Below are 25,828 nucleotides of genomic sequence, written 5' to 3'. Positions count from 1 at the left end.
TTAATATTTAAACACATTTAAAAATTAAATTAATGTAAACTAAATATAAAAAAATAAAATCTGCTTGCCTTCTATTCCCTGTTGAGCAATAAAAGATGTCGCTAAAAGAGATGCTCTGATTGCTTTTATTAAGGCCCTGTCTGCTTGAAATGTGAATTTAATAACCAAAAGCAACTCGTAAAGAGATTCTCTTTCCTTAGAATTTTTAATGCAACTAATCTCTTCCTCTGCTGATCTCATTCCTTCTTCCTCTTCATATAAAAAATCCATCTCTTTTATCCCTCTTAATTCAATTTCATTTACTGTATGAGAATCAAAATTGATTATTGTCCAATAAAATACTTTTAAAATCTTATCAACAATGCTAAATGTTATGGGAATGTCAAAATCAAAAGGAATTTTATCAAATTCTAAAAGTAAATAGTTATTTAGTTTTTTAGCTAGCTTGATCGTGGAAATAAGTCTCAATTTTGATTTCTGGGCCTTTAGGTAAGCATTATTCAGATTTTTTGTTTTTAAAATTTTATTTAAATTATTCTCTATTGTTAAGGAAGACTCAATAACTTGAGTTGATAATTCTTTGGCAAATTCAACATTATTAAATTTAAAATCTTGAAAATTGCCATTTAAGTTATTCTTATCACACATAACCCAATCAAGATATATTATTATTGCTAAGCGCTTTAAAAGACGCCTAAAAAACAAAAAAGACAAGTTCTAAATATAACCTGCCTTTATAATAAAAAATATCTCAAATATTAAACATTTCTATTTATTATTACTATTTAAATTATAACTATTTAAATTTTTTAAATTTGCCAATTCGTTATTATTCTCGCTTTCAGTAAACACTCTTTTAATTACTTTAAAAATCTCTTCATTGCATTTTTCAGGCTTTTGATTGTTCTCATCATCCTCATCTTTATTTTTGTACTCTTGAGTGCCAAATGCATCAGCTACTTTTTGGAAAAATAAACTTAAATCATCCCCAGTCCTGGTTTTAATATCATAACAAACATATTCATTAAAACCTAAGGATTTTGGATTACTATTATACCTTTTTTTGCTTGCATCCACTGCTTTAGTAATAATGCCACAAATATTGTTAAAAAAACTTACAAACTCTTTCTGTCTGTTAACATCCTTAGAAAGCCAATCAAAAAATTCTTTATAGGATTTCTCATACTCAGCTTTTGTATCGCCTTCTCTACCATTAACACCCATTGCGTCTTTTAAAAAGGTTTTTAAAGCCTCTAACCTTTCAAACTCCTCTGATGTTAAAACGGGTCCTTTTTCGATAATTTGATCTTTAGACTCTACACTCCCAGAAGCAAAAGAATTGTCATCCTCAAGATCAGTAGCAACTTCTGTTAATGATTTAACATCACCATACTGTTTACAAGAAAACAACAATAATAACAGTAGTATTGATAAAATACTTATTCTTTTCATTAAAACCTCCCATAAGATACGCCGCCATTATAGTTCAGTTTCTAAAATTCTCAAAGGTATTAAAAACAAAATTTAATTTTATTTTATCAAAAATTTCCAAGCCCAAATAAAGATTAAAATTTTATTTGGTAAAAAACAAAGAGAGATATATATTTATTTATTGTTATAAATCAACAATTCATTGAAAACTTCTTTAAAACTACAAATAGGGCCTTAAGGCCCTATTTGTAGTTTTAAAACCAATAATAAACATTAGTAAATTAATATAATATTAGCCTTTTTAGTTTTAACATTTAGACTGTTTTTATTTTTTGTTTAAATTTTTAATACTCTAACTCTAAAGCAAATCTTTTAAATATGTATTTTTTATCTTTCTTCCTTTCAATCAAGAATATTTTAAAAAAATATATTGCAATATAATTTGCTATAAAATAAATTATTCCTGCAAAAGGAAAAGGAAAAGGAAAAAACAATATGATAAGAAAAAAAATATTACTTTTAACACTACTCATTGCAGCTGCAAGCTCGTGCAAAATTTCTAAAACAAAAGAGGATCTTGCCTTTGGAGTTGGAATTGGAAACGAACCATCATCACTTGATCCACAGTTTTGCAGCGATAAATTGGGTAACTTAATTATAAACGAGCTATTTATAGGGCTTTTAAGGGGAGATCCCAAAACAGGTGGTTACAGGCCAGGACTTGCTAAAAATTGGGAAATTTCTCAAGATAACACCTCTTATACATTCCACTTAAGAGACGACATTTATTGGAGTGATGGCGTTAAAATAACAGCAGATGCCATTAGAGGCTCATACATAATGGCTTTAGAGGCTGAGGAGAATCTCCCAAATATTAACCTCTTGACATCAAAAATAAAAAATGCAAAAGAATTTCACACAACAAAATTAAATTCAGATGAAGTTGGAATAAAGGTGATTGATGAAAAAACCTTGGAAATAACTCTTGAACAGCCAACAGAATATTTCCTTGATATGATTACAAATCCAATATTTATACCTATTCCTACTCACGTTGTTAAAAAGTTTGGAAATAAATGGACAACCCCAGAAAACATGGTTACAAGCGGGCCTTTCAAACTAAAAAGAAGAATATTAAACGAAGAAATTTCTCTTGAAAAAAATAAAAAATTTTATGATGCCAAAAATGTTGATATTAATGAGCTTACATTTGTTACTATAAACGATGCCCGCAGAATTTACAGCATGTATGAACACAACGAAATAGATGCTATTTTTAACAACATTCCGTTAAATCTTATTAATGAGCTTATTTTAAGAGAAGATTTTTATTCATCTGACATTAACCAAATTGGTTTTCTTTCATTAAACCTAAATGCTAAACCCCTTAACAACCCAAAAGTAAGAGAAGCATTATCTCTAGCGGTTGACAGAGAAACATTGGTTTACAGAGTGCTTGATAACAACTTTAAAGCAACAAGAAAGGTAAGTCCTAACATTAATAATTATAATTATGGAAAAAAATTAAAACCATATAACCCACGAAAGGCAGAAAAACTTTTGGCCGAGGCTGGATATCCTGATGGGAAAAAATTTCCGACTATTACAATAAAATATAGTAAAAATGAACTTGGAAAGGAAGTTGCCAATTTTATTCAAAGCCAATGGAAAAAAGTTTTAAATATTAATGTAGAAGTCGAGACTGAAACATGGTCTAGCCACGTATCAAATATTCTAAAAGGACAGTATGAGATCTCAGTAAGATCCTGGCAAGGAGATTATTTAGATCCCATGACATTCTTTACTATATTTGAAACTAAAAACTCACATCTTTCAGCTTACGGATATTCAAATCCTGAGGTTGACGAACTCTTAAATAAATCTGAGTTTGAAGTCGACAAAAAAATCAGATTAGAAATATTTAAAAAAGTTGAAGAAATAATTATTGAAAATGATCATCCAATAATTCCAATATACAGTGTTGCAGGGAACTATCTTTTCAGAAATGATAAATGGACAGGGTGGAACACAAATGCTTCAGAAAGATTTGCCCTATCAGAAATCAAACCTTTGGAAGAATAAATGATTTTTTTTCTAAATAGAGTCGAAAATTAATAGCTCTATTTAGAAAAAATTTTTTTTAGAAAAAACAGTTTTCATTGCTCCACCATAAAAAGCATTGCTTACAGTAATAAAATAATTTATTTTATATATAAAATGTGCATAAGAAATAATAAATTGAAATTTATTTTTGCATTAGTACTAAAGAGCTATCTTTTAAAGAATTTAAATCCTTTAAAGCCTTATCAAAGTCAATGCTATTACTAAGAATAAGGTTACATATTTCTCTTAATTTTTCATCTATATCTGAATATTTTTGATTTAAAAGTCGTAATTCTGGTTGTGGATCAAGAATGGCATGATTGCCTCCACTTAATATGCTAAGTTTACTTAAGCTATTGCTACTTTTTTCCATTAATCCGTGTTGTATTTTTAAAATTTCTAATATTTTATTTAAAAGATTAATTTTTTGTTCACTAGATTCGCTAAAAAAATTGCTAACCTTAATCTCACTATAATTAGAGATTCTAGAGCTTAGTTTATCAGTAAGGCTTTTAAATTTTCTTTGAATTTTTAAAATCGAACTTTCTCTTTCAGTGAAAGAAAGTTCATTAAAATTTAAATTATACTTATTAAGAGCGCTTTTCTTCATAATTGAAAATCATTTAAATAGCAAGGAACTACTACTATTCCCAATACATAAATATAAATATATCTCTTCGCATATATTCTCCTAATTAAAATTTAATTTATTTCAAAATAACAAAATCTTTCAAATAGCTAAAAACATACATCTTTTACATAAATCCACCAATAAATTTAAATATATTGCTTAATATTTAAATTACTTTAAAATTTTTAATAAGTTTAATTCTTTCTATTTAATTTAGTTTTTCCTGTTTCTACGATACCGCTCTCTGGCTCTTAATTTAAGCTTTTCCCTGTTTTTCTGGTAATATTCTCTGTTATAATTAGAGGCTCTCTCTTTATTCTTAGATAATAAATCCTTATTGTGAGGCTTATTAAAAGAACTACAGCCAAAAAGCAATGTTAAAAAAAAAAGAAAAAAGGCCGTCTTCATATTTCCCTCCCCTTGAAATACATTTGAATCGAATAGATAAAAAGCCTGATTGGTTTTTTTTAAATTAAAAAAATTATTAAATAATACATTTTTACAATAAACTTGTTTAAAGTTTCTTAAATTAAACACATCCCACTAATTAGAAGATTCAACAAACTTATTAAGGTCGTCTGCTAATTTTTCAAAATCCTGTTCTGTGTAATTAAGCTTTTTTAGCTTAGATTCAAAATCACTTTTTAAAGCAGCTAAATTGGCGCTTCTATTTGCTGAGTCTGTGGGTTCTGATTCTTTAGCGTTTATATAGTCAAATCCAGCCGAAAACAATTGTAAAACAACATCTCTTTGAGAATCCTCTAATCGATCAAAATATTTGTCAACTCTAGATATTTTTTCAGAGTCGCCATTATAGTGGTTTTTAATAGTCTCTAAAACACTTATTCTTTGTTTATCCGTAAAGCTCGATCTTTCTTTGCCTTCAAGTGTCAAAAAACCACTACAGCTAAACATAAAAATTAAAGCTGGTGATAAATATATAAAAAAAAATCTGCTTTTCATAACAACTCCTTAAAATGAAAATTTATAGAAACTCAATTATAAATCATATTAATAATATTTCCCAAACAATTAAATTGAAAATTAATTTTTAAAAACTTTTAAAAGATTGAATATTTGTCTTACATTTTTTATAAAATATTGTATTTTTTAAAAAATATTTTAATTACTTTAATTTTATTTATTCGTGCCTTGGCTGAAGGCAGAGCAAATTTTAAATAAAATTATCAAAAGGGCAAAAAAATAAAATAGTTATTAATCACAAATTTAAATCAGTAACTAAAAATTTAGATCAAATTATAAATATTTAAACTTGCCGAAATGAAATATTTTTTTATAATTTAACGTTAAAAGAAGATAAGCATTTGTAAGAGAATCAAGTGCATCATCTTTTGTTTTACCGTCTTCTTTGTAGTTGTAAATATCATTTACTACATTTTTACTTATTATTTTTAAAAATTCTATTTTGCGGCTGTTAAACAAAGGAATAAGCGCACATATTCTTTTAAATTTATTGCTCAAGGGTTTTATTGGCGCAACTTTAAAATAATTAATACTCTTATTTCTTAAGAAAAGAATTGTTTTAGTTAAAATTCCATCTCCTTTGGTACTATCTCTCTCCTCAATATACACAGTATTTACATTGAAATTTTCTATTAAAACCTGAATAGATCCAAACATTAAGCTGTCACTTACTAGCCTTTGATCCTGATAAATATATGCATAAAACTTCTCAAAAGTACGCTCTAAAACACAAATAGCCGTATTGTCTCCGCCTACTAAGAATGCAGGATCAATGTACATTATTGGACTTTTAAATTCATAATCTTAATTGAAAATCATTTTATTAAATAGCGTAGATTCATTTAAAATCCACTCTCCATAAAGCACACGAGCCTTATAGGTGGGCAAATGCTTATAAAGTTTTTCCTAGGTTTCAATAAAATCTGCTGAATTTAAAAGGTTATCATAAGTTGTAAAATTATATGTTTTAAAAACATCTTTATTTTCAATATAGTCTGTTTTAAAATAATGAGCCGGACTTTCGGGATTTGTATCAAAAATAATAATTGTTTTACCCTTTCTAAGCCTTTTGGTTACCTCAAATAGGGTTTCTTTATGAATTACTGTTGCTTCGTTTACATAAATTATTGCGCTATTGCCTCCTCGAATCTTAGAAAAAGCATCTCTGTTTTTACCCCCGTAAATATTAAGCTCAAGCCCCGCTATTTTACAAAAAGATTCGCTACTTTTCTTTTTCTGATAATCAAGTCCTAAAAAACCATAAATCTTTTCTATTTGCTTAATGGTATTTGTCATTAATAAACCAATAGAATTGCCTATAATAAAATTATTGGTATCTTGCTCATAAAAATATTTGTTTTCAATTAACTTTTTAATAAGCAAATATGAGGCTAAAAACGTCTTGCCACTTGCAATTCCACCACTAAATATTACTTTTGAATAATCGTGGCTTTCTATGTCAAAAAGCACCTCTTTTTGCTTGGCAGTTAAATATTTGTTTTCAAAGTCTTTAAAACAAATATTGGTTGTCTTTGGCTTAATATAATCTAAAATGTTAATATTAAACTTATTTTTAAATTTTTTCTGAATACTTAGAAATGTCGAAGATTTTAAGAATTTTAAATTTTACTCCAATTTTAAATTCTTACTACTTAAAATAGATTTAAGCTTAACAAAAGCATTGTAATCATCCTCTCTTATACAAATATTAATAAGCTCTTTTTTTCAAGAGCTTCTCTCTTCTTAATCTTAGCAGCAAGCTCTTTTTCAAGGGCTTTGTCTGTCTTAAGGTCTTTTTTTTTATTGCTCTCAATCTCGCCTTGAAGATTGCTAATTGTTAAATCTAAGCTTAATGCATTTTTTTTATTGACTTTAAACTAAGATTTTTATATATATTATGAGAATCAACAAAAGAACAAACCATTTCGTAAAATAATTTTTCAGTATGTATCATTTTTGGCATTTTCCAACTCACAAGCCTTTTTTGTAGGAAGCAGTACTAAATTGTTAAAATTGTCCTCATTAAAAGATGCTCTAGAAACACTCTCTACTGCTAAATCGCCAGAAAAAGAGTTCTTTTTGAAAACAGAATCATTAGATTTAAAATATTTGTTTAGAGCTTTTGTTACAAAAGATTCACCAACGCCTAAAATTTGAGCAATGTCTAAATCTTTTAAACCTTTTTTAAATAAAAAAAATATATTTTTCTTTTCTATTTTTAAATATCATTATTTTATTTTAATTAAGCTTTTTTAAAAACTCAAGAAAAATTAAATGTTTTTTATTAGTAATAATTAAATTAAAGAGATATATTTTTTATATATAATAAAATCAATAAAAATAAATGGTAAAGAAGAAAGAAATGTTTAAAAAAGATATTTTATTGCCCGCGCCAATTTTATCTTGTAATATGGATAGAAGGGGATTTATCCAAGAGCAAGAAACAAAAATCAGGAAAATCGTTGTTACCGAACAAAATGAAGCATTAAAACACCTAATAAAAGCCACTAGCAACAACACATCTAATGAAAGTTTACTAAACATAATAATGAAAGGAAAAAATAAAATAGTCTTTAGAGCTCAAAAAATAAGACGATTCTTTAAGGGCTTAAAAACTACTGTTATGCCCTCCAACCCTGCTGCCCCTTCTCCTTAAAAAAAGTCAAAACAGTCAAAAGAGAAGCCAGTAAATTGCGGGAGCGTGGCTTCTCTTTTATTGTTAAGACCTAAATTTTTTTAGATCTTTTATTTAATTTACAAAATAACCAATTTACATTATTTGGCAAACTGGCATTGAATCTTAAAATCAAGGCTGGCTTACAAAAGCCAGATTGTAACTTCAAATAATATTATTACTATATTTGTATAAAACAAATTTATGCCCCCTAATAAAAATAAAATTCAAAATAATAAGCTTTAAAAGCTAATTCAAATCTAAAATGCATATCAACCTTATTAACTGATTTGTTTTATTTGATTTCCAATAAAATGGACTAAATTTAGGTTTATTATTAAATATTCCTAATATGGAGGTGTAAAAATAAAAAAATGAAAAAATTTAATTTAATAATTGTAGCTTTATTTGTTGCTCTGCTGGCAGCCTGTAATTTTGGATTAAAAGGAGAAGTAAAAGCAATGCTTGAATCCTATTCTGATGATGTAAAAAACAAAATTTTACAAATAAAAGAAAAAGCCGCTAAAAAGGGTGTAAATTTTAAAGCTTTTACAGGCACCGCAACTGGTTCTAAAGTGACAGCTGGAGGATCAGCCCTAAGAGAAGCAAAAGTACAGGCCATTAATGAAGTAGAAAAGTTCCTCAAGATAATAGAAGAAGAAGCTTTAATACTTAAAAAAAATGGGAATAGTGGTCAATTCTTGGCTATGTTTGATTTAATGCTTGAAGTTACAGGATCATTAGATAAGATTGGAATAAAAGGAATAAAAAGCTCCATTTCAGAGGAAGTTAAATCTAACCCTGTAAACACAGCTGAAAGATTGGTTGAGGTTAAGGCTAAAATAGAAAATAAACTAGAAGGTGTCAAGAAAAGACAAAAACTTGACGATGAGGAGAAAAAAATAAGTAAAAGCAAAAAAAAGAAATAAATATAAAAATATTGTAATTAGAATTGGCTAAAAATAAAATTTTAGCTCGTCCTAATATTTACAATTTAATATTTATTAAGTGCTTTTATTTAAATTTAAATTCAAAAAAAAGGATACAGTATGACTAAATATATTAAAAATTTACTTAAACTAACTTTAATTGTTGGGCTGTTAGTAGCATGTAGTTTAACAGGAAAAGCTAGACTAGAATCATCAGTTAAAGATATTACAGATGAAATAGATAAAGCTATAAAAGAGGCTATAGCAGACGGCGTAAAACTTAATGAGCTCGAAGAGAATAAAACAGGTGCCAAAAAGGGGGGCCCTCAAATAAGAGACGCAAAAATACGCGTCATTAATTTATCAGTAAAATTCCTAAAAGAAATAGAAGAGGAAGCTAATATCCTTAAAGATAATGTGGGAATGAATAAAGTAGATAAAGATCAATTATTAAAAGACATGTATGACTTAATGCTTAACGCTGCAGGATCACTACAAAAGCTTGGATTGCAAGAAATGATAAAAACAGTCACACAAGCAGCTGAAAAAACTCCTCCAACTACAGTTGAAGGGATACTTATGATTGCAAACACAATTGAAGACAAATTAAAAAAAATTAAAGGAAAACAAGAGACAAATAAAAAATAATACTAAATAAATGTTATTTTTGATACCTGGTTTAAAACAATGGACCAAACAACCTAAAAATTTTGGGTTGTTTGGCCCTATTAATTTAATGTAATTTGGTAAACATCAACAATATCAAATAAAATAATTAAATATCATTTTTGATATTATTTTAAATTTCTTTCCTTTAAATTTTAAATCAAGACTGTCGTAAAGTACCTTACTTTTATCTATTTCAATAAAATGGATAAAGGATTGATCTTTTAACTTAATCTCTGTTATTTTAAACTCTTCACCCTCTACGGGCAAATAAAGTGGACTTTCATACCTAACCTTAGAAAATATTTTATAAAAACCAAGAATTTTGCATGGATTTAAAATATAATAATCATTTCTAATGTATCCTAACTGCAAAAACCGCTGATAATTTAAATCAATATCTTTTTGTCTTAAAATCAAAACCCGTTAAAATAAATATCCAATAGTGAAGAGATAGAAAATAACATCCAGACTTTTGAATATTTTTAAAAAGCTCTTCATTACTTTGTAATATTTTTCAATAAACATTTTTTAATTCTCCTAAAACTTTAAATTGTAAAAATGTTTATGATTTAAAATCAAACTTCTTAAAATTTATTAATCAAGTTGCCAAAAATGTAAATTTTAGTGTTTTGCTTTTACTTACATTTGAATAAAAGGTTTAAAACAAATTGTGAGTGTAATCACAATTTGTTTTTCATATATTTTAAAATAAACAATTTTTAAATATAATTTTTAAATAATTAAACATGCCTGCTCCATTTTTATTTATAAGAAACACATATTTGAGATCTCTTATTAAGACATGCATTAAAATTTAAAAAATCAAATATTGAGAATCCAATATTTGATTTTTTAAATTTTAATGGTCTAAGTAGTCATAATAAATCTCAATTTAGAATCTCAAAGCCCAATAAGAAAATATTTGGTTTAAGAACAATCTTTAATATTACTAAGCTTAAGCCATCTAAACCTATTATTTTTAATGGCAAAAGCTTTAATTAAAAACTTGCAGTATTCTTTCTTTTTAATCTTATTAGACCTTTTCATCTTAACCCCTAATATAAGTTTTTTACTAATATTATAGTATAAAAAAAATTATGTTTTGTAAATACTTTTCTAAATTTTTCTAAAATTACTATTAAAAAATAAAGTATTTGAATAAAAAATTAAAGGGTTTATTGGATTTTCTTTTAAAAGAATCCCCAATAAACCCTTTAAGGTAACAGGTCCTTATATTAAGAGCGACACATTGCGTGTCAGTCTGTACCTATAAAGTATACACTAACTTTTCAAGTTTTGCAAATAAATATTTTATTTTCGTTTGCTTCTTAAAGTTTCAAATTCTTCAATTATTTTCAATAAAAAATCTTTTTCCTCAAAAAAAATTTTTTCCAAAAGAAAGCTCGTAAGCTTGGCATTTTTTTTATAAAAAGAATAAGATTCTTCCTTTTTGAGCTGAAATCTTAGTGGTTTTATTGGGTTTTGGTTGGATTTTCTTAAACTCGGACCTTCTTTTGTTTTAAGCAAATAAATTGTTTCATTGATCCCGTTTTTAACCACATACTTTTCTTCAATTAATCCTTCTTCTATTGCTGTTGCAATTTTAAGATACTTATATGTTTGAGTTCTGGCAAGTCTATAGTCTTTTGCAAAATCATCAAAGGTAGAATAGTTATCTAACTTATAATATTCCTTATCTTTAATTTCTTTTAAAACCTTCATTGCCTCTAGTTTACAATAAATTTCTTTTTGAAAATTGATGTTTAATTTTTCTTTAAGCTTATTATAATGAATAAGTGCTTGTTCTTCTTCTCTAATGCTCTCGGATAAATTTCTTTTATTTATCTTTATGTCCATGTGATCCTCCTTTACAATTGAGTACACTTAGTGTACGTAGCCCGATTTACTTAAAAACGTATCAAGCGTATTTTGGTACTCTATTATGTAATCCTTCGTCAAATCAAATCTATCGTTTTTTGCTATTCTTTTATTCAAATCTTCTCTCTCAGATATTGTCCCCAAGAAATTATTATTTTTCTCTAAAACCTTTAAAAGTTCTTTATGTGTGTTGTTTTTCTTAAATTTAGTATTGATTAAGTACATTGGCAATGTTAATAATAATTTGTTCATAAAAAAAGTAAACAAATCTAAGCTTTCAATAGCCCATTTCTCTGCTGTTATTGGTATTATTATATAATTACTGCATACAAGAGCATTTGTTAAAGTAAAATCTAAGCTTGGGTTTGTATCAAGTATTATATAATTATAATGATTGCTAAGTAGCTTTAGCTGTTCTTTTAATTTAAATTCTTTATAAGGAATGGATTCCGAATTAAATTTATGTAATGTTAAATAGCTTGGAATTAAATCTAAATTTTTATCAATAGTTATTAGTGCATTATCTATGTGCAAATTTGATATTAACACTTCGTATATATTTCTGTTTATTAAATCTACATTGTTATCTTTGATTTTATTAAAAAAATAGCTTGTTGTTGAAGCTTGGGTGTCAATATCTATTAAAAGAACTTTATATTTGATTGAAAGTAATGTTGCAAAAATTAAACTTGTCGTGCTTTTGCCAACACCTCCTTTTATACTTGCAATTGTTACTACTTTTGTCTCTTTTTTATCCATTCAGGAATCATTCCCCCTTTCAACAATTCTTTGTTATAAAAAGTGTATAGTTCCGTTTCTAGTTCTAAAATAATATTTAAAAGCGTATTATAATATGGGCTATTGACCCTATCTTTTTTAAGTAAAATATGAAGACCATTTAAATAACAAAAAACAGAACCTTTCTTAAACCTAAATTCAATATATTCACATTTCCTAAGAGTATATGTTTCTTTTTTATTAAAATTCTTTACAATAAATGCTTTATCAAGCTTTCTTATTCCATAATAAATTCCCATAAATTCATCATCTTCTCTTAGAGAAAATAAATGAAACATACTTATGTCTTCTATGTTAAAAATTCCCCTTAAAGAAATAAAAAATTTAGTAGGTTCATTCTTGCTAATTCCAAATGTATAAAAGTCATTAAAGATTTTAGTATGGTATATTTTTCTACCTTTAACCTCCTCAATCTTAGAAAAGACATTAGCCTTTTTTTGTTTTTTGAATTTTGGTTTATTATCTATGTTTAATTTTAATTCTTTTTGTTTTTGCTTTAATCGTTCAAGTAAAGCCGTCATTTTTTCCTTTTTCCTTAATAGCAAAGCTAAATTGTGCATTTTTTTTAGTTTACTATTTTAATCAAATTATTATAGTAGGAATTGTCAAACACCTTACTATATTTAAGATCAGGCTCATTCTCAATGAATTTCTTTAAAGTAGGAATTAGTTTATCTTCGTCTACTTTATGCCTCAACTGTTCTAATAATATACTAAAAATGTTGTTTTTTATACTTTTAAGCTTAGTCATTTTATCTTGGATTTTAGGAATTTCTATTTTTATCCTTTTAACCAACTTATCTAAATCTGGATATTTTTTGTATTCTATTATGAAATGTGGTTTTATTTTGTAAATATCGTATGTTTTTTTAAAAAACTGTTCAAGATCTTCTTTTTTATATTGTTCATTTTCTAATTTCTTTATTTTTTCTTTAAGTATGTTTTTTAAAATTTCTTTTTTGTTTTTATGTTTTTTATTTGTTTCTTTTATTTTATTTATTAGCCTTTTGTATCCATTGTTTTTGAAAAATTTACATAGGTATCCTGGATTGTTTATATTTGCTTTTATTGCATCTGACAAGTGTCTTTCTATCTCTTTAGGATCTGTTTCTTTAAGGTCGTTTTCAATGTGCTTTAAGTTTCTTAAATGGTAGATTTTAATCTTATTTGTTGTTTTTAAATCTATTATTAGAGATGGAATTTCTGTTTTGAAATTACACTTACTTAAATATTTATTTAGTATTTCGTTATTTGTTGTTTTTTTAAAATTTTTGTGTATATTTCTATATTCTATATATTTATATATATTATTATTAGGATTATTAATACACTCCCATTTAACACTACTATTTATTTGATTAAGTTTTTTTATTCTTTTTATAAATTCATTAATTTTATTAGTTGTTTTTTCCTTGAAGTGTGTGTTAATTATTGAATAGCATCTTTCTTTTTCATATTTAAGTTTATAATAAGTTTCACTTCCGGAATTTTTCCCTAAATGTTTGCAGTAATTTAGCGTGACTTTAAATTTTTTATCTAGTATATATAAATAGTTTTGTAGTGTTTTTAGTTTTATAGGTTTTTGTTGATTTCTTTCAAGGTTTTTATTTAGAAAATAAAGTATGTTTTTTTGTGTATATTTTTTTAAGTTTAAGTTTATAAAGTTTAGAGTAGAGATTAATACAATTAAGTTGTGTTGGAAGTTCTTTGTAGTTTTTTTTACCTTTTTTGTAGTGTTTGGTGATTTTTGTTTTGATGTTTTCAATTTTATACTCCTAATATAAGTAGTTTCCTTAAGTCTAAATTAATTAATAGTACAGTTTCGTAAAAAAGTAAAGTATTTTTATATAAAAAAAATAAAAAAAGTATATTTAATACATATTTGTTAAATATACTTTACAAAATGAAGTTTTTGTAATAAAATATAATTAACTTATATTAAGAGTAAATTATTTTTACGGTTTAATTTTTATTTAAAATAGTGAGCTTATTAGCGATGGGTTTAATTTATTAAAAATTTATATTATTTTATTTATTTATTCTTCATTTAAGAGTTAAGCTTGAGTGAAGGAATTATCCCTATTAGTTTTCTTAAATTTTGGACATGCATTTAGTTTTATTCGAGCTTTTTATTTTGATTTTAAAGACTTTAATGGTCTGATTTGTGTATTGTTATGTTTTTTCTTTTAAAAGAGAAAAAGTCTCTTAGGAGACTTTTTCTAGAAGTAACAAATTGAAAAATATAAATTCAATTTTTAGGTTGTAATAAACAACACCCCGCATTGGCTAATGCTTTGCAGGATGTTTATTTACATATTATTTTAAAGCGGCTTTAAGTGCTGTAAGATCTTTAATTTCAGTTGCTTTGCCTTCAAGCGTAGTGCCTGCTGTGTCGTAATTTTGTACTGTAATTGTACCGTCTGTCAAGAACACAAAATCTTTGATTTTTTTGCTGTCAGCACTAACTGTCAAGGTGTTAGAAGTATCGTTCCATACAGCTGTTTTTTTAGTAGTACCACTTGTAGTGTCATCTAAGAAGAGTTTTACTGTTCCAGCTTTTTCAATTTCTTTTTTTAAAGTAACAGTGCCCTCTTTTATTGTTAAGGTTGTTTTTCCACCTACAAGACTTCCTTCAAGCGTAATGCCATTTTTTAGAGTTTCTACTGCTTTTGAAGCATTGTCAGCGTCTGTCATTTCTGTATATTCAATTGTAGTATCGTTTGATCTTGTTATTTTTTTTGCGCTTAATTTACCAGCTTTGTAAGTTTCTTCTGTTAGTGATCCCTGTTTTTTAGCCACTTGGCTTAAAACTTTTCTGTTGTTTGTATCATATGTTTCTATAGTTACTGTATTTAAATCGTCAGAAACTAACATTGTTACTTTGCTTTTGTCAGCTTTTAAACCTTCAAGCTTTCCAGCGCCAGTATTCTTCTCAGAAAGGCCTTTAAGCTCAACCTTGTCCACTATTGATCTTAATTCATATTTATCATCTTTATTTTTTTCTTTACTGATGAAAATTTCATTATTATTAAATAACTTTACTGTGTCTTCTGTTACCAAAGGAAGATCCCTTTTAGAGTTGTCTTTTTGATCTTTTTTGGAGTCTTCAACTTCTTGATCATTGTGTTTTGGCTCAGCACCTTTTTGTCCACATGCTATTAAAGCTAATACTAAAGCAAATCCTAGTAAATATTTTTTCATAAATTCTCCTTATTTTAAAGCGTTTTTAAGTTCATCAAGTGTTTTAATTTCGACTGCGTTGCCTTCTAGATTGGTGCCTGCTGAGTCGTATTTTTGTACTGTTATTGTGTCTTCTTTTGTAAATACAATGTTTTTAGTTTTTTTGCTATTCACACTAATTGTTAAAGTGGAAGTATTTGAATCCCATTTTCCAGTTTTTTTAGTAGCCTGAGTAGAGTTAGAGTCATTAAGCTCAACTGTTATTTCTCCAGAGTTTGGAATGTGTTTGCTTAAAACAACAGTGCCTTCTGTAACTTTCAATGTTGTTTTGTCGGCAGCTAGAGTTCCTTCAAGAGCAAAGTCTTTTAAAACTTCTTTAGCTTTTCCGGTTCCATCGCTTTTTATTTCTGTGTATTCAAGCCTGGTTCCGTTTGCTCTTAGTATTGTTTTTTCAGATAATTCACCTTTTGCGTTGAATTTTTCTTCTATTGATGACTTATCTTTAGAATTTACTTTTTTTGATACTAATGTTTTGCCATCTTCTTTGAAAATTTCAAATGTGGTTTTACTTAGATCTTCAGAAATTGTTAATTTTGCTTTACTTTTGTCAGATTTTTCACCTTCAAGTGTTCCAGAACCGTTGCTTTTATCAGAAGTTCCTTTAAGCTCTAGCTTGTCTACTGTTGCCATTAGACTGTATTTACCATCTTTGTCTTTTTCTTTGCTTACAAGAACTTTCATTTCACCAGGTAAATCTACTGAAACGCTGTTTTTCTCATCAAGGCTGCTAACATTTTGCTTACATGCTATTAAGGCTAATATTAGACCTATTCCCAATAAATATTTTTTCATAATATATTCTCCTTTTTATATTATATTAATATAACTTAATATAAATATAATTATAGTATAAGATCAACAAATAACAAATAGCAAATTAAAAAAAAATAAAATGATAATAATTCTAAATTAGATATAGAACAAATATAAACTTTTATTAAAAAAAAGTCCCAATTTTGGGACTTTTGGGAAAAAGAAAAATTAAACGACTTTAAGGTATATTTTTTGTAAATCTGCATTGCAATTGGTTTTATTTTATCAATATGATTTTTTAAATTAGCAATATTTGTTTTGATTGATTTTAAATTTTGATCTTTCTCTAATTGACTAGTGTCAAAAAGTTTAAACTCAGGATAATTCTTGTTATTTACTTTTTGTTTAGTTTTTACAAGAAATGTTTGTAAATACATAATATAGCTTTGAAAGATGCGCTTCATATAAGCTTAAGGCCTTTAATGTTGACTCTTGTGGGGATGATGGCTCTTCTGGAAGGCTTGCTATTGTAGAACATGAAAAGATTACAAGCGTGTTTAATAAAAATAAAAAGGGGTAATTTTTAATTTTCAATTTTATCTCCTTTTAAGTTTTGGGTTTTGCTATTAGCGCTATTTTGAGAATTCTTTTATTTGTTCTTGGAGTGCTTTGGTTTTAATTGTCATTAGTTCGTTTCTTTCTTCTCTTAAATGTTCCATAATGTTTGCATCTCTCTCTTCATTAATACTTAATATAAGTTGAGTAATTTTATTATTAACATTTTCAATGTCATTTAATATTTTTATTGATTCTTCCTTTTCAAGAGTGTTGATTGTGTCTTTATAAATGCTCATTATTAGGTTGTAAAGATTTAGCCCTAAATATATTTCCTTTTCTACTTTGATTTCTGTCGGAGAATCACTACTTTTTAAAAAATCATATAAATTATTTAAAGCTTCAACACCAGAATTGATATTTATTTTGTTGTTCATTTTGTTTCCTTTTTATTTGTATTTTTTAAAAACTTTTTAATAAGAAAGTTTAAATTTTCTCTAAACTGAGGTTTTATTGCTAAAATCATTGGCATTATTGCTAGCACAATAAATCCTCCTAATATAATTAGTTTTGTATTGTTAATTGTTGACAAAAAAATAAGTATTGTATCTATAAATATCTCCTTTTAATTTATTTTTATACTTTGTTTAGTATTGGCATTAATTGGCCTTTGTGTATTCTGCCTGACCCAACGTAGTACCAACCATTGTAAATTGGTGTTTTAAGTGTGGGCATGTTTTGCGAAGAAAATGATACTATTAGTATTTTGGCAGAGCTTTTTGAAAATTGAAGGTAAAATTGTTTATTGTGATCTTCTGTGGAGCTTGAATGTCTAATTTCTATATCAATTTGTAAATAAATATAATTTTCTTTATGTTCTTCGTCTATTATAATTGATGTGCTACTCTTGTTTTTAAGTACAATGGTTGTGGCTTTGTTCTTATATTGGAATTCTAATATTGTAGCGTCATCGACTATTGTATGTAGTCCTCCAAAGCCATATGGTTTTCCTTGCCACCAAATAGGCGTGTCTATAATTTGTGGGATTCCGTTTTGATAACAGCTTACAAGTTGTTCATTTTTTGCATCAAAAGTTTTTTTAGGTATTGATTTAAAAGAGCTTAGGAATTGATTTGTAAAATCGTTTATTTTTAAATAATTTATTAGGTTACTTTTTAGTTGATTTATTTCAAATTTTTCTGCAAGAACTTCTTTTAAACTTTCAATAAGGATTTCAAATTGAATAAGTTTAAGATCTTTTGTGGTTGCGTTGTAAATTGGAATTTTATTTGAAGGCAATTTTGTGTTTGTGTGTTTTAAGCTTGAAATAAATGTAGGTTTAACTTTTCTAAAAACAGTATCAAAATCTATACTCTCAAGTGGTGAGCTTAGTTCTAAAAGTTTAGAGATTACTTTAATGTAAATGTTTTTTATATATTCTTTGTTTTCTAAAAGTTCTTTACTAATTACATCTTTTATTGCTTTTTTGAAGCAGTAAAATTCACTGTTGTAAAATGTATCGTTTTATATTTGTTCTAGGAGATGTTTATATGTGATTGCACAAGTGTCTTCTACTATATCATCAATAGGAATAAGATCGCTTTGATTAACTTTTGTTTTTCTATTTAAATCTTTTATTTGTATACTCTCTTATGGTTCGTTGGTATTCATAAATTTTCCTTTTAAATTTCTTTTACTTTTAAATTGTTATTCAAACTTTTTTAGATATTAGATCAAATAAAGGATCTAATATCTAAAAATTTTTTATTCTTGTACTTTTTATTTCTATTTGTTCTTTATCTATAATTTTTACTATCCTTCCTGTAGGAATTAGTATTTTAATAAACTCATATACTGAATTTTTATGATCTTTGGGCATATAGTTAGAAACCAAAGCTTTTTTAAATCCAGTGTGTTTTACAGTTATTTTTTTTAGCTTATTTTGATTTTTTGCTGCAATATTAAATTCAATCGGAGATTTAATGTTTCCAAGCAATTTTATTATTATTTCGCCTGGAGCATCTTCTTTTGAGCTTACTTCTACATTTGCGTGTAAAAAGGCTTTAAAGAGCACAATAAAGCTCTCGTCAGTGACAATAGATTTAATTGCAAAAATAATAGCATCTAAAGAGTTAACAAGATTTTTATCTAGCTTTTTTTTAAAGTGAAATGCGTTGAATATTGAAAGCATTAGTAATGCAATATATTTAGAGTTAATACTGTCTTTAACATTGATTGTTCTAAAGTTTTTAAGAAGTTCTTTTAGTTCTCTTAATATCTCTTTTTTGTAATCAAGTTCATTGTAAATGAACTTTTCAATTTGTGTATTTTCTAAAAATTTTGGTATTTCTTTATTCATTTTTATTCTCTGTTAATAAGAAGTCTTTTTTTGTATCAAAAATAATAATTTCATTCTCTTTAGTGTTTTCGTCTTTGTTGAATGTAAAATCATTCTCACTAAGTTCTGTGATTTTTTTATGTCATCACTTTTAATGCAAGTTCCAATTCTAAGCTCTTTTATTCCTCTGATAATGCTAACTAGCGCAAGAAAGTCTTGATATCTAAGAGATGTTCCCATTTCAATGTATTTTTCGGTTAATATTTTATTGTAAATATCTCTAATTTGAGTATCTATTTCTTTATAGATTGCGTCTTTTGCTTCTGTTTTGTAGATTGCTTTAAGGTATGCATATTTTTTTCGCCTAAGCTGAATTTGTATGTTTTTTTTGATTGTGTTTGTTTAAAAACTCAATCTCAATATTACCCTTAAAAACAGTTCCGCTTAGCGCTGTATAGTATATTGCTTACCAAATATTTTGCTTAGTCTCAATTTTAATTTAATTTTTTTTTATCTATAAAACAATCGTCTTTTAGTATTAAGTAAAGACTAATTGTTCCTGGCCCACTTAAAATATTTATTTGCTTAACTCCGTCAACACTTAGAAGAGCTTTTCTTATTGCTTCGTAGGTTGAGCTTTTAGGGGTGCTTAAATCTTCTTTTAGTGCTAAAATAGCTTCCATTTTCTTTTATTTTAGAAAAAAGCTCTTTTAAGACCTCTGATATTTCTTTGTCAATGCCTGAGCTTGGAAAGTTTATTATGTCGTAAATTGAATTGTCTTTAATATTTATGCCGTATTTTGTTTTCAAAATATGTTTTTTTTCATTTTGAATTTCTTCTATTGTTTTTTCTAATATTCCTAAGTTTTTGTCAAAAATTATACTCATATTTTAAAATCCATTTTTAAAGTGTCTTTTCCTAAAAAGAAAAATTTTATTGTTATTGTTTTATTTTTAATGTTTGGTTTTACATTAATAAGATCTATTTTAAGCTCTTTTGAAAGGTTTAAGAAAAAATTTTTAATAGATTCTAGTTTATTGGCTTTGCAAAGCTTAAAGTAAAGGTTGTAATCAAATCCATAATTTGGAGCTTCTTTTAAGCTTCCTTTAGGTGTCTTGAGATAAAAGAATAAACGTTGTTTTTGTTCTTCAGTGTTTTCTATTAATTTAAGATCGGCGTTAAATACTATATTAAATTTTTTGGCAATTTTAATTTCCACTTTTAAATACCAAGGCCATTGTAACATATTATATTCGATATTACTATAAAGTTTTATAAAATGTTTATTATTTTAAATGTTGAGATATATTATAATTTATATTTTTTTTAAAAAAAGTTTATTTAATTTTTAGATTTAAATATTTATGTAATCACGGTGTGGGAGACTGTATGAAAAAAGTTTTATTATTTATTATTGTATTATTCTTTTCTTGTAAAGAATTTAATTATTCTGATCTTAGGAGAAGGTCTTCAAAGGTTTTAAGTTCTTCTAATAGCGCAGCAAATGGAGAACTTGCAATGTCTTTTGTAGACTCTTTAAATGATGACCAAAAAGAAGCTTTGTTTTTTCTTGAACAGGTGGTTCTTGATAGCAATCCTGATAAGTTTAATCAAATTTTTAATTTAAATGAAAACAAAATAAAAGCAATGCTTGCTACTGTTGTTAAGTGTTTGCAAGCCAAAAGAAAGGCTAAAATAGCTCTTGAGCGCTCAAATGCTATAAATATTGCCAATGCTAAGCAGCAGTTGTTACAGGTTGAAAAAACTTACATAGACAATTTGCGACAATCTTTTATTACTACTAAAAACATTGAAGATGCTTGTAATCTTGTGAAAAACTATGATGCATCTGCTTCGTTTTAACTTTTTATGTTAATTGATTCTTTGATTAGCTCTCTAAATTTAGAGAGCTAATCTTTATATTTATTTTTGTCTATTGTGTTTTTAATGGATCTGAATTTGAAAATTCAAATTTTCATGATTTGGTTAATATTAATGTTTTTGATTTACTTGTGATGTTTTGCAACACATTTAAATAATGTGAATTATTAATACCAATTTGTTTAAAAAAGGTATTATTGGAATAATTTAAGCTTAATGCTTTATTAGCATTATTTTAATTCGTTTTTTTTATTTTAAAAAATTATTTTTAAAATAATTTTAAGCCTAATTCCTTTTGTAATAAGAATTAAAATAGTGCATACATTTAGTGTATGTAAAGTGAGCTATATTTTTATTTAAACCTATAATTAAATAGAGGTAATTTAATTTATGAATAAAATAGGAATTGCATTTAGTATTAGCTTTCTGTTTTTTGTTAATTGTAATAGTAAATCTTTAGAAGAAGATTTAAAAACCACCACTTCCCACAATAGACGAAATTTAATCGGCAATGAAAAAAAATCTTTGGCGTCTAAAAAGAATAAGTTGGAAGATTCTAAAAAGGATTCACAAACTTTAAAAAATTCTAAAAATTTAATGTTAATAGACCCGAATCAGACCAGCAATGATTTGGATAATTTAGATAATTCTAGATCTTTACAAAAAACTTCTTCAAAGCACAATATTAATAAGCCAAAACACAGCAAAGCTTTGCTGAAAAATGCTCAGGATGAGATTTTGATTCCCCATTTAAACTCAGAAGAGGATAAAAATTTTGAGTTTTTCAAGAAATCTTTGCAAAACGATGAGAATAGATATGCTCTTGGTGGATGGCTTTTAAACAATGATGAAGTGTTGGTAAAGTATAGGTACAGCGAAAAAGATGTTAATCAGTTTTTGATTGATATAGGGAAAAAGCGATGGGGAGAGTTGTCTGCTAAAATGAGCATTTTAGTGCGATTGATTGAAAATTATTCCGATAAAAGTGATAGAGAAGATGAAATGTCTCTTTTAGATATGAATTTGTGTCAACAATTTTATTTAACCAAGATTAATGCCAATGGTTCAAATGCAGACATTTTTGTTGCTCTTGAAAAAACAATCGATCAACAAATTAGCAGTGTTAGCAAAGAGCTTCTTGAATTAAAAAATTTTTCCCTTACTACAAAGTCAGAGCTTGATTGGCATTTAAATTGGAAGCGCAATTTAACAGACGAAGAAGACGAAACACTACAATTGTGCAGGGTTTTGGTAGATGGGGAATTAGATTTTGAGAATCTTGATGATTTGTTTAAAAGGCTTGGAAAGGAATATTCTAGGTTGATATTGAGAAAGCTAGAGGAAATCATATTAAATTATGATGTTAATAGTTTTTTAAAGGAAATGGAAAAATCACGCAAATCTTTCAAACAAGCATTAGTCTCTATTAGAAATAAAAACAGAAAAGGGTTGATTTCTAAGGTTAGAAATACTCTTTTGGAAATTTTTAAACTTTATTACAAAAATATTGGCAAGAATAAAAAACTTTATGATTATATAAATCGTATTTTAAACAGCTTAATAAAAGAGATTAGTAGACGTTAAGTTTTTGTTTTTGCTTTTTTTATTAATTGATCTACACTTGCTTCTAATAATATAATTTAAAAATTTTAAATTATATGGAAAAATTTTAAGGGGGAGCGTTTTGAAAATAGTCATTATATCCGTTTTGACTTTAATTTTTGGTTGTTCTTTAGATAATAATTCAAAAATAGGGAAAGAGGGTGGCAGACTTATTGGAGGAAATGAGTCAGATAGGCTAGGTCAAAAAAAAAGGGCTTTAGATTCAATGAATTTTAGGTCACTCTCAGATGGTTCTAGTTTAGTGTCTGATTCTCAAAATCATGAGACTTTAAAAGCGCTTGAGAATAAAAATAAAATTATTGATTACAGCCAAATACAGTTTTTAGAAGGAACAAAATCAATCTCTGTGTATTTATGGCCTGTTGATATTCGTTGGATAAAAATTAAAGCCAGAGATTTGTTTAATGAGCGCGGAAATTCTATTAAAGAACTTAAGGGCATTAAGTATTCTTATCTTGTTTCTCCTGTTTCTGGAAGCTACATTTCTTATGCCATGCCTTTAATAATTTTTGAGACTACTTGTGAAAGTGATCCAATTTATTCTGTTTCTGGATTTAAATTAATAAGCAAAGGAAGCAATATAAACTTTAATGAAAATAAAGGAGGATTTCTAGTGGGACTCCCAATGTCTGAAAAATCAGTTGAATCTGGGCTTGTAACTGCATATCCTTTTGGTTCTAACAATGCTAAAAAAGTAGTTGAGGCCTTTACCTCTCTTTATAGTAATGGAGTTTGGAGCGATATGATTGCTGAGATTACCATTAAGTTTAAAAAACCTCCACAAACTGAAAAAGTTTACAGAATTTCACTTGATTCTAAGCTTTTTAATGTTGCTATGAAAAAAATAGTCGAAAAATATCCTCAAATTAAAAGCGCAAGTTTTGCATTTAATTCGTTGATTAACTAAAAAGTTGTTTGAAAAGCTAGCGGGTTTTAACCACTAGCTTTTTTAAACTAGCTTGTAAAATTAATTGCAAATTTTAGACTTGGCGTAGTATTATGCAGCGTCTTTAAGGTTATTAAATGTGGTTTTGGAATCTGTTTTATTAAACATTCCATCAAATCCACCAGCAAGTGTGTTTTTATAAGTATTTAACTCTTCAGAATTTTTTTCTTTTTTGTCTTTATTTTTTTTAATTTTTGCAAGCATTTCTTTTATTTCATCTTCTTTTAGGTCCGATAAAAATTTGTGTACAGTCTCTTCTATTTTACTCTCATCTCCACCAGTATTTTTAAAATTTACACCAATATTTGAGTCCGCTAGCTTTTCTTTTAATGAGTTTATTAAAAATGCTAGTGTTTCTTTTTCAGCATCGTTTAAGTTTAATCCGCTTATTAATTTTTCTAAAGGTGTTGTTTTGCTAAATTCAACTCTATTGTCATTAACTAAATTTGATTTAGATTGTAATTTTTGAGATTCTTCATCTAAATCGTTATTTAGCGCAGCATTATTATTTTTGTTTGTACAATTAAACAGAAATGCTAATATGGTAAATATAATAATCTTTTGTTTCAAAATAATCTCCTTAAAAAGTAGTTTTAATTATTAATAAATTAATAATAATTAGTAATTATATCATTTTAATATGATGTTTAGAACATTTTAATTAATAATTGTTATTATTTATTATTAAAAATATTCTATCAATTTGGTATTTGGAATAATTTCTTAATTAAGTTTAATATTATATAATTTTTTGATATTTTTAAGGATTTTAAAAATATTCTAAATTTAACTGATAAGCCTAGGAAGAGCGCATTAGCTAATGCGCTCTTCCTAGGCAAATTAATTTTTAATATTAGATCTTAAAAATTATTGTCTTATATTTATTTAATAACTTTTTTTAAACGATAGTTGGAATCCGCTTATTCCAAGATTAATATTAGGTTCAAACCCCGCAAGCTCCTCGCTAAGTCTTTTTTTAAGATCTTCATTGTACCAATTTGCAAATGTAAATGGAATAATAAGTGAGGCTACATAGGATGTTACAAGCATGCTTGCTCCCACTCCTATTAGTAGGGATCCAGTTAATTTTGTTTCATTAATGTTAAGAATAATTCCAGTTCCCAAAAGGATTGCTCCTAACAAATTGAATCCAAGTACTGAGCCTCCACCAATATAATCTCCTTGTAAAAAGGATCCTATTCCAAAAGGTAAAAATAAATTTAAAAGGAAAGGTCCGATTGGATTTTTTTTGTCTTTATCATATTTATTGAAACTTTCAATGCCTTTTTCAATTCTATCTTGTTTGTCTTTTGTGGCAAAGATTTGAATTGTTAAACTAAAAATTAATATTAATGTAAAAAATTTTTTCATATTTGTTATTATCTCCTAATAATAAGTTTTGATAAGTAAAATATTAGCGCAATTTATACCAAATTAGTATCAGCCTATTGTAAGCAGAAAAAAAGTTATAATTTGCAAAACTTAATTTTTTAAGTTGTTTACTTACAATTTAAAAAGCTTTTATTTTTGAAGTTTTGATTTTAATATTCTTTTCATAATGTTTCTTATCATTAAATAAAAAATAGGATTTTTTTTAAAAAAAGATTTTGAAACTGAAAAGTAAATTAAGGATTTAAAGTGTAAAGAAGATTCTTCAATGCTTTAAACAAGATATAGATAGTTGTTTAAAGTCTTTTGGAGTTTTTGTCAGAAGTGGTTTGAGGAGCTTATTTAGGCATAAAAATTAAGATTATACAATAAGGATTGAAAATGTAGAATGATTAAATTCAATTCTTAGTATAGTCTTGAAGGCCAAAATTGTAACATATTAAAGTCAAAACTCTTTTCATGAGAATAGTACTATCACTAGTTATACATGCTCTTTTCTTTTTTAACTTCTTGGTTAAAGAATAAAAGAGCAAATCTCTCTAGTTAATTAATAAATCTGGAAAGCTTATTGGATGTAATGAAATTAAGAGGTTGGGGTATGTATTACGTTTATTTCTTTATAATTAACCCTTTAATTTGTTGTATAATTTAAATTTTTGTTTGTAACCGCCAATTATTAAGAATAAAATTATCAAAGTATAATTAATTTTTACATTAATTGCCTTTAAATATATTTTTTTTAAAGTATATACCATTAATAATATTAATCTATTTCTAACCACTATTATTGAATTAAAGATTATAGAAAAAGTAGTTTACTTATTTAGAATTAAAGTTTATGTAAAATAGGTTAAAAGTTCTTTGTAATCTTTAGTCAAAAATTAAGCCTATCTTTATTAAAGATAGGCTTTTACATTATTACTAATTTTAATATGACTTAAAAATTTTCTATTGAAAATATGTCATTTTTTAGCTTTATTGCTCTGCATTTTGCTCTTCAATTTG

Annotated in this window: 29 protein-coding genes and 4 pseudogenes; 8 read left to right on the top strand and 25 right to left on the bottom strand. The window is 26.3% G+C overall.

The features are described 5' to 3' along the window. Window positions 1-39 precede the first annotated feature (39 nt). Together BG_RS04520 and BG_RS04515 are read right to left on the bottom strand one after the other, a co-directional pair. Entirely contained in the window at window positions 40-648 is a 609-nt protein-coding gene (locus tag BG_RS04520) for a hypothetical protein (RefSeq protein WP_011187174.1), read from the bottom strand. A gap of 120 nt (window positions 649-768) precedes the next feature. Beyond that, on the bottom strand, window positions 769-1,452 hold the full coding sequence (locus tag BG_RS04515) for a hypothetical protein (RefSeq protein ID WP_011187173.1): 684 nt from the start codon (window positions 1,450-1,452) through the stop codon (window positions 769-771). A gap of 474 nt (window positions 1,453-1,926) precedes the next feature. Between BG_RS04515 and BG_RS04505 the strand changes: the two genes are divergently transcribed. Then, window positions 1,927-3,513, top strand: coding sequence for a peptide ABC transporter substrate-binding protein (locus BG_RS04505; protein WP_011187171.1), 1,587 nt, complete (start codon window positions 1,927-1,929; stop codon window positions 3,511-3,513). Between the two features lie 163 nt (window positions 3,514-3,676). Here BG_RS04505 and BG_RS04500 read toward each other — a convergent pair whose 3' ends face one another. The 4 genes and pseudogenes from BG_RS04500 to BG_RS04485 all read right to left on the bottom strand — a co-directional run bounded on the left by BG_RS04500 (window position 3,677) and on the right by BG_RS04485 (window position 6,739). Next, window positions 3,677-4,144: a hypothetical protein gene (locus BG_RS04500; RefSeq protein WP_011187170.1), complete on the bottom strand. Its 468-nt coding sequence runs from the start codon at window positions 4,142-4,144 to the stop codon at window positions 3,677-3,679. A gap of 234 nt (window positions 4,145-4,378) precedes the next feature. After that, on the bottom strand, window positions 4,379-4,573 hold the full coding sequence (locus BG_RS04495; RefSeq protein ID WP_044007979.1) for a hypothetical protein: 195 nt from the start codon (window positions 4,571-4,573) through the stop codon (window positions 4,379-4,381). A gap of 135 nt (window positions 4,574-4,708) precedes the next feature. Continuing rightward, window positions 4,709-5,128 (bottom strand): hypothetical protein, encoded by a 420-nt coding sequence (locus BG_RS04490; protein ID WP_044007978.1) that lies wholly within the window; start codon window positions 5,126-5,128, stop codon window positions 4,709-4,711. Between the two features lie 294 nt (window positions 5,129-5,422). Beyond that, window positions 5,423-6,739, bottom strand: a pseudogene (locus BG_RS04485) (PBSX family phage terminase large subunit). 414 nt (window positions 6,740-7,153) lie between these two features. On the opposite strand from BG_RS04485, the gene BG_RS04835 reads away from it, so the two are divergent. From BG_RS04835 to dbpA, 4 genes are all read left to right on the top strand, one after another. Next, window positions 7,154-7,306: a hypothetical protein gene (locus tag BG_RS04835; protein WP_158605697.1), complete on the top strand. Its 153-nt coding sequence runs from the start codon at window positions 7,154-7,156 to the stop codon at window positions 7,304-7,306. 205 nt (window positions 7,307-7,511) lie between these two features. Then, the gene (locus BG_RS04480) at window positions 7,512-7,805 is read left to right on the top strand and encodes a hypothetical protein (protein WP_167316888.1); all 294 of its coding nucleotides are present in this window, start codon (window positions 7,512-7,514) and stop codon (window positions 7,803-7,805) included. Between the two features lie 392 nt (window positions 7,806-8,197). After that, complete coding sequence (gene dbpB, locus BG_RS04475) at window positions 8,198-8,752, top strand: decorin-binding protein DbpB (protein ID WP_011187165.1); 555 nt, start codon at window positions 8,198-8,200, stop codon at window positions 8,750-8,752. A 120-nt stretch (window positions 8,753-8,872) separates the two neighbouring features. After that, a complete protein-coding gene (gene dbpA, locus BG_RS04470; protein ID WP_011187164.1) occupies window positions 8,873-9,400 on the top strand; it encodes a decorin-binding protein DbpA in 528 nt (175 codons plus the stop codon). A 114-nt stretch (window positions 9,401-9,514) separates the two neighbouring features. Here dbpA and BG_RS04465 read toward each other — a convergent pair whose 3' ends face one another. The 17 genes and pseudogenes from BG_RS04465 to BG_RS04400 all read right to left on the bottom strand — a co-directional run bounded on the left by BG_RS04465 (window position 9,515) and on the right by BG_RS04400 (window position 20,203). Beyond that, complete coding sequence (locus BG_RS04465) at window positions 9,515-9,838, bottom strand: DUF261 family protein (protein ID WP_011187163.1); 324 nt, start codon at window positions 9,836-9,838, stop codon at window positions 9,515-9,517. Then, a complete protein-coding gene (locus BG_RS04885; protein WP_259740474.1) occupies window positions 9,813-9,899 on the bottom strand; it encodes a DUF261 family protein in 87 nt (28 codons plus the stop codon). The genes BG_RS04465 and BG_RS04885 overlap by 26 nt, the downstream gene beginning before the upstream one ends. An 833-nt stretch (window positions 9,900-10,732) precedes the next feature. Continuing rightward, window positions 10,733-11,278 carry a chromosome replication/partitioning protein gene (locus BG_RS04460; protein ID WP_044007977.1) on the bottom strand — a complete coding sequence of 182 codons (546 nt, stop codon included), beginning with the start codon at window positions 11,276-11,278 and terminating at the stop codon, window positions 10,733-10,735. Between the two features lie 27 nt (window positions 11,279-11,305). Beyond that, entirely contained in the window at window positions 11,306-12,058 is a 753-nt protein-coding gene (locus tag BG_RS04455; protein WP_011187161.1) for a ParA family protein, read from the bottom strand. Next, complete coding sequence (locus tag BG_RS04450) at window positions 12,034-12,618, bottom strand: DUF226 domain-containing protein (RefSeq protein ID WP_044007976.1); 585 nt, start codon at window positions 12,616-12,618, stop codon at window positions 12,034-12,036. The genes BG_RS04455 and BG_RS04450 overlap by 25 nt, the downstream gene beginning before the upstream one ends. 44 nt (window positions 12,619-12,662) lie before the next feature. Further along, window positions 12,663-13,862 carry a plasmid maintenance protein gene (locus tag BG_RS04445; RefSeq protein WP_011187159.1) on the bottom strand — a complete coding sequence of 400 codons (1,200 nt, stop codon included), beginning with the start codon at window positions 13,860-13,862 and terminating at the stop codon, window positions 12,663-12,665. 551 nt (window positions 13,863-14,413) lie between these two features. After that, window positions 14,414-15,298 (bottom strand): outer surface lipoprotein OspB, encoded by an 885-nt coding sequence (ospB, locus tag BG_RS04440; RefSeq protein ID WP_011187158.1) that lies wholly within the window; start codon window positions 15,296-15,298, stop codon window positions 14,414-14,416. A 9-nt stretch (window positions 15,299-15,307) separates the two neighbouring features. Further along, window positions 15,308-16,129 (bottom strand): outer surface lipoprotein OspA, encoded by an 822-nt coding sequence (ospA, locus tag BG_RS04435; protein ID WP_011187157.1) that lies wholly within the window; start codon window positions 16,127-16,129, stop codon window positions 15,308-15,310. 203 nt (window positions 16,130-16,332) lie between these two features. Beyond that, a pseudogene (locus BG_RS04430) lies at window positions 16,333-16,684 on the bottom strand (BBA14 family lipoprotein); the annotation flags it as partial. A gap of 38 nt (window positions 16,685-16,722) precedes the next feature. Next, entirely contained in the window at window positions 16,723-17,082 is a 360-nt protein-coding gene (locus tag BG_RS04425; protein WP_011187155.1) for a BlyB family putative holin accessory protein, read from the bottom strand. Beyond that, the gene (locus BG_RS04420; protein WP_259740473.1) at window positions 17,079-17,249 is read right to left on the bottom strand and encodes a BlyA family holin; all 171 of its coding nucleotides are present in this window, start codon (window positions 17,247-17,249) and stop codon (window positions 17,079-17,081) included. Before BG_RS04420 ends, BG_RS04425 begins: the two co-directional genes overlap by 4 nt. A 32-nt stretch (window positions 17,250-17,281) precedes the next feature. Continuing rightward, window positions 17,282-17,944, bottom strand: coding sequence for a DUF685 domain-containing protein (locus BG_RS04830; protein ID WP_011187153.1), 663 nt, complete (start codon window positions 17,942-17,944; stop codon window positions 17,282-17,284). Window positions 17,945-18,169: 225 nt separating this feature from the next. Beyond that, the gene (locus BG_RS04880) at window positions 18,170-18,283 is read right to left on the bottom strand and encodes a hypothetical protein (protein WP_228346806.1); all 114 of its coding nucleotides are present in this window, start codon (window positions 18,281-18,283) and stop codon (window positions 18,170-18,172) included. A gap of 115 nt (window positions 18,284-18,398) precedes the next feature. After that, window positions 18,399-19,004, bottom strand: coding sequence for a DUF735 family protein (locus BG_RS04410; protein ID WP_011187152.1), 606 nt, complete (start codon window positions 19,002-19,004; stop codon window positions 18,399-18,401). After that, window positions 18,997-19,398: pseudogene (locus BG_RS04875) on the bottom strand (DUF276 domain-containing protein). The gene BG_RS04410 and the pseudogene BG_RS04875 overlap by 8 nt, the downstream one beginning before the upstream one ends. A 79-nt stretch (window positions 19,399-19,477) precedes the next feature. After that, a pseudogene (locus BG_RS04870) lies at window positions 19,478-19,871 on the bottom strand (DUF276 domain-containing protein). Next, window positions 19,868-20,203: a contractile injection system sheath initiator gene (locus BG_RS04400; RefSeq protein ID WP_044007974.1), complete on the bottom strand. Its 336-nt coding sequence runs from the start codon at window positions 20,201-20,203 to the stop codon at window positions 19,868-19,870. The pseudogene BG_RS04870 and the gene BG_RS04400 overlap by 4 nt, the downstream one beginning before the upstream one ends. 170 nt (window positions 20,204-20,373) lie before the next feature. On the opposite strand from BG_RS04400, the gene BG_RS04395 reads away from it, so the two are divergent. From BG_RS04395 to BG_RS04385, 3 genes are all read left to right on the top strand, one after another. Then, window positions 20,374-20,847 (top strand): BBA07 family lipoprotein, encoded by a 474-nt coding sequence (locus BG_RS04395; protein WP_011187148.1) that lies wholly within the window; start codon window positions 20,374-20,376, stop codon window positions 20,845-20,847. A gap of 408 nt (window positions 20,848-21,255) precedes the next feature. Beyond that, window positions 21,256-22,449, top strand: coding sequence for a hypothetical protein (locus BG_RS04390; RefSeq protein WP_011187147.1), 1,194 nt, complete (start codon window positions 21,256-21,258; stop codon window positions 22,447-22,449). A 100-nt stretch (window positions 22,450-22,549) separates the two neighbouring features. After that, complete coding sequence (locus BG_RS04385) at window positions 22,550-23,395, top strand: S2/P23 family protein (RefSeq protein WP_044007973.1); 846 nt, start codon at window positions 22,550-22,552, stop codon at window positions 23,393-23,395. A gap of 90 nt (window positions 23,396-23,485) precedes the next feature. Here the strand turns inward: BG_RS04385 and BG_RS04380 are convergent, their stop codons facing one another. Continuing rightward, on the bottom strand, window positions 23,486-24,004 hold the full coding sequence (locus BG_RS04380) for a BBA03 family outer surface lipoprotein (RefSeq protein ID WP_011187145.1): 519 nt from the start codon (window positions 24,002-24,004) through the stop codon (window positions 23,486-23,488). 315 nt (window positions 24,005-24,319) lie between these two features. Beyond that, the gene (locus tag BG_RS04375; protein WP_011187144.1) at window positions 24,320-24,805 is read right to left on the bottom strand and encodes a P13 family porin; all 486 of its coding nucleotides are present in this window, start codon (window positions 24,803-24,805) and stop codon (window positions 24,320-24,322) included. Between the last annotated feature and the right edge of the window lie 1,023 nt (window positions 24,806-25,828).

The sequence above is a fragment of the Borreliella bavariensis PBi genome (assembly GCF_000196215.1).
Taxonomy (GTDB): domain Bacteria; phylum Spirochaetota; class Spirochaetia; order Borreliales; family Borreliaceae; genus Borreliella; species Borreliella garinii.
Note: the sequence above shows the minus strand (reverse complement) of the source record. Positions and strands in the feature narration are given on the sequence as shown.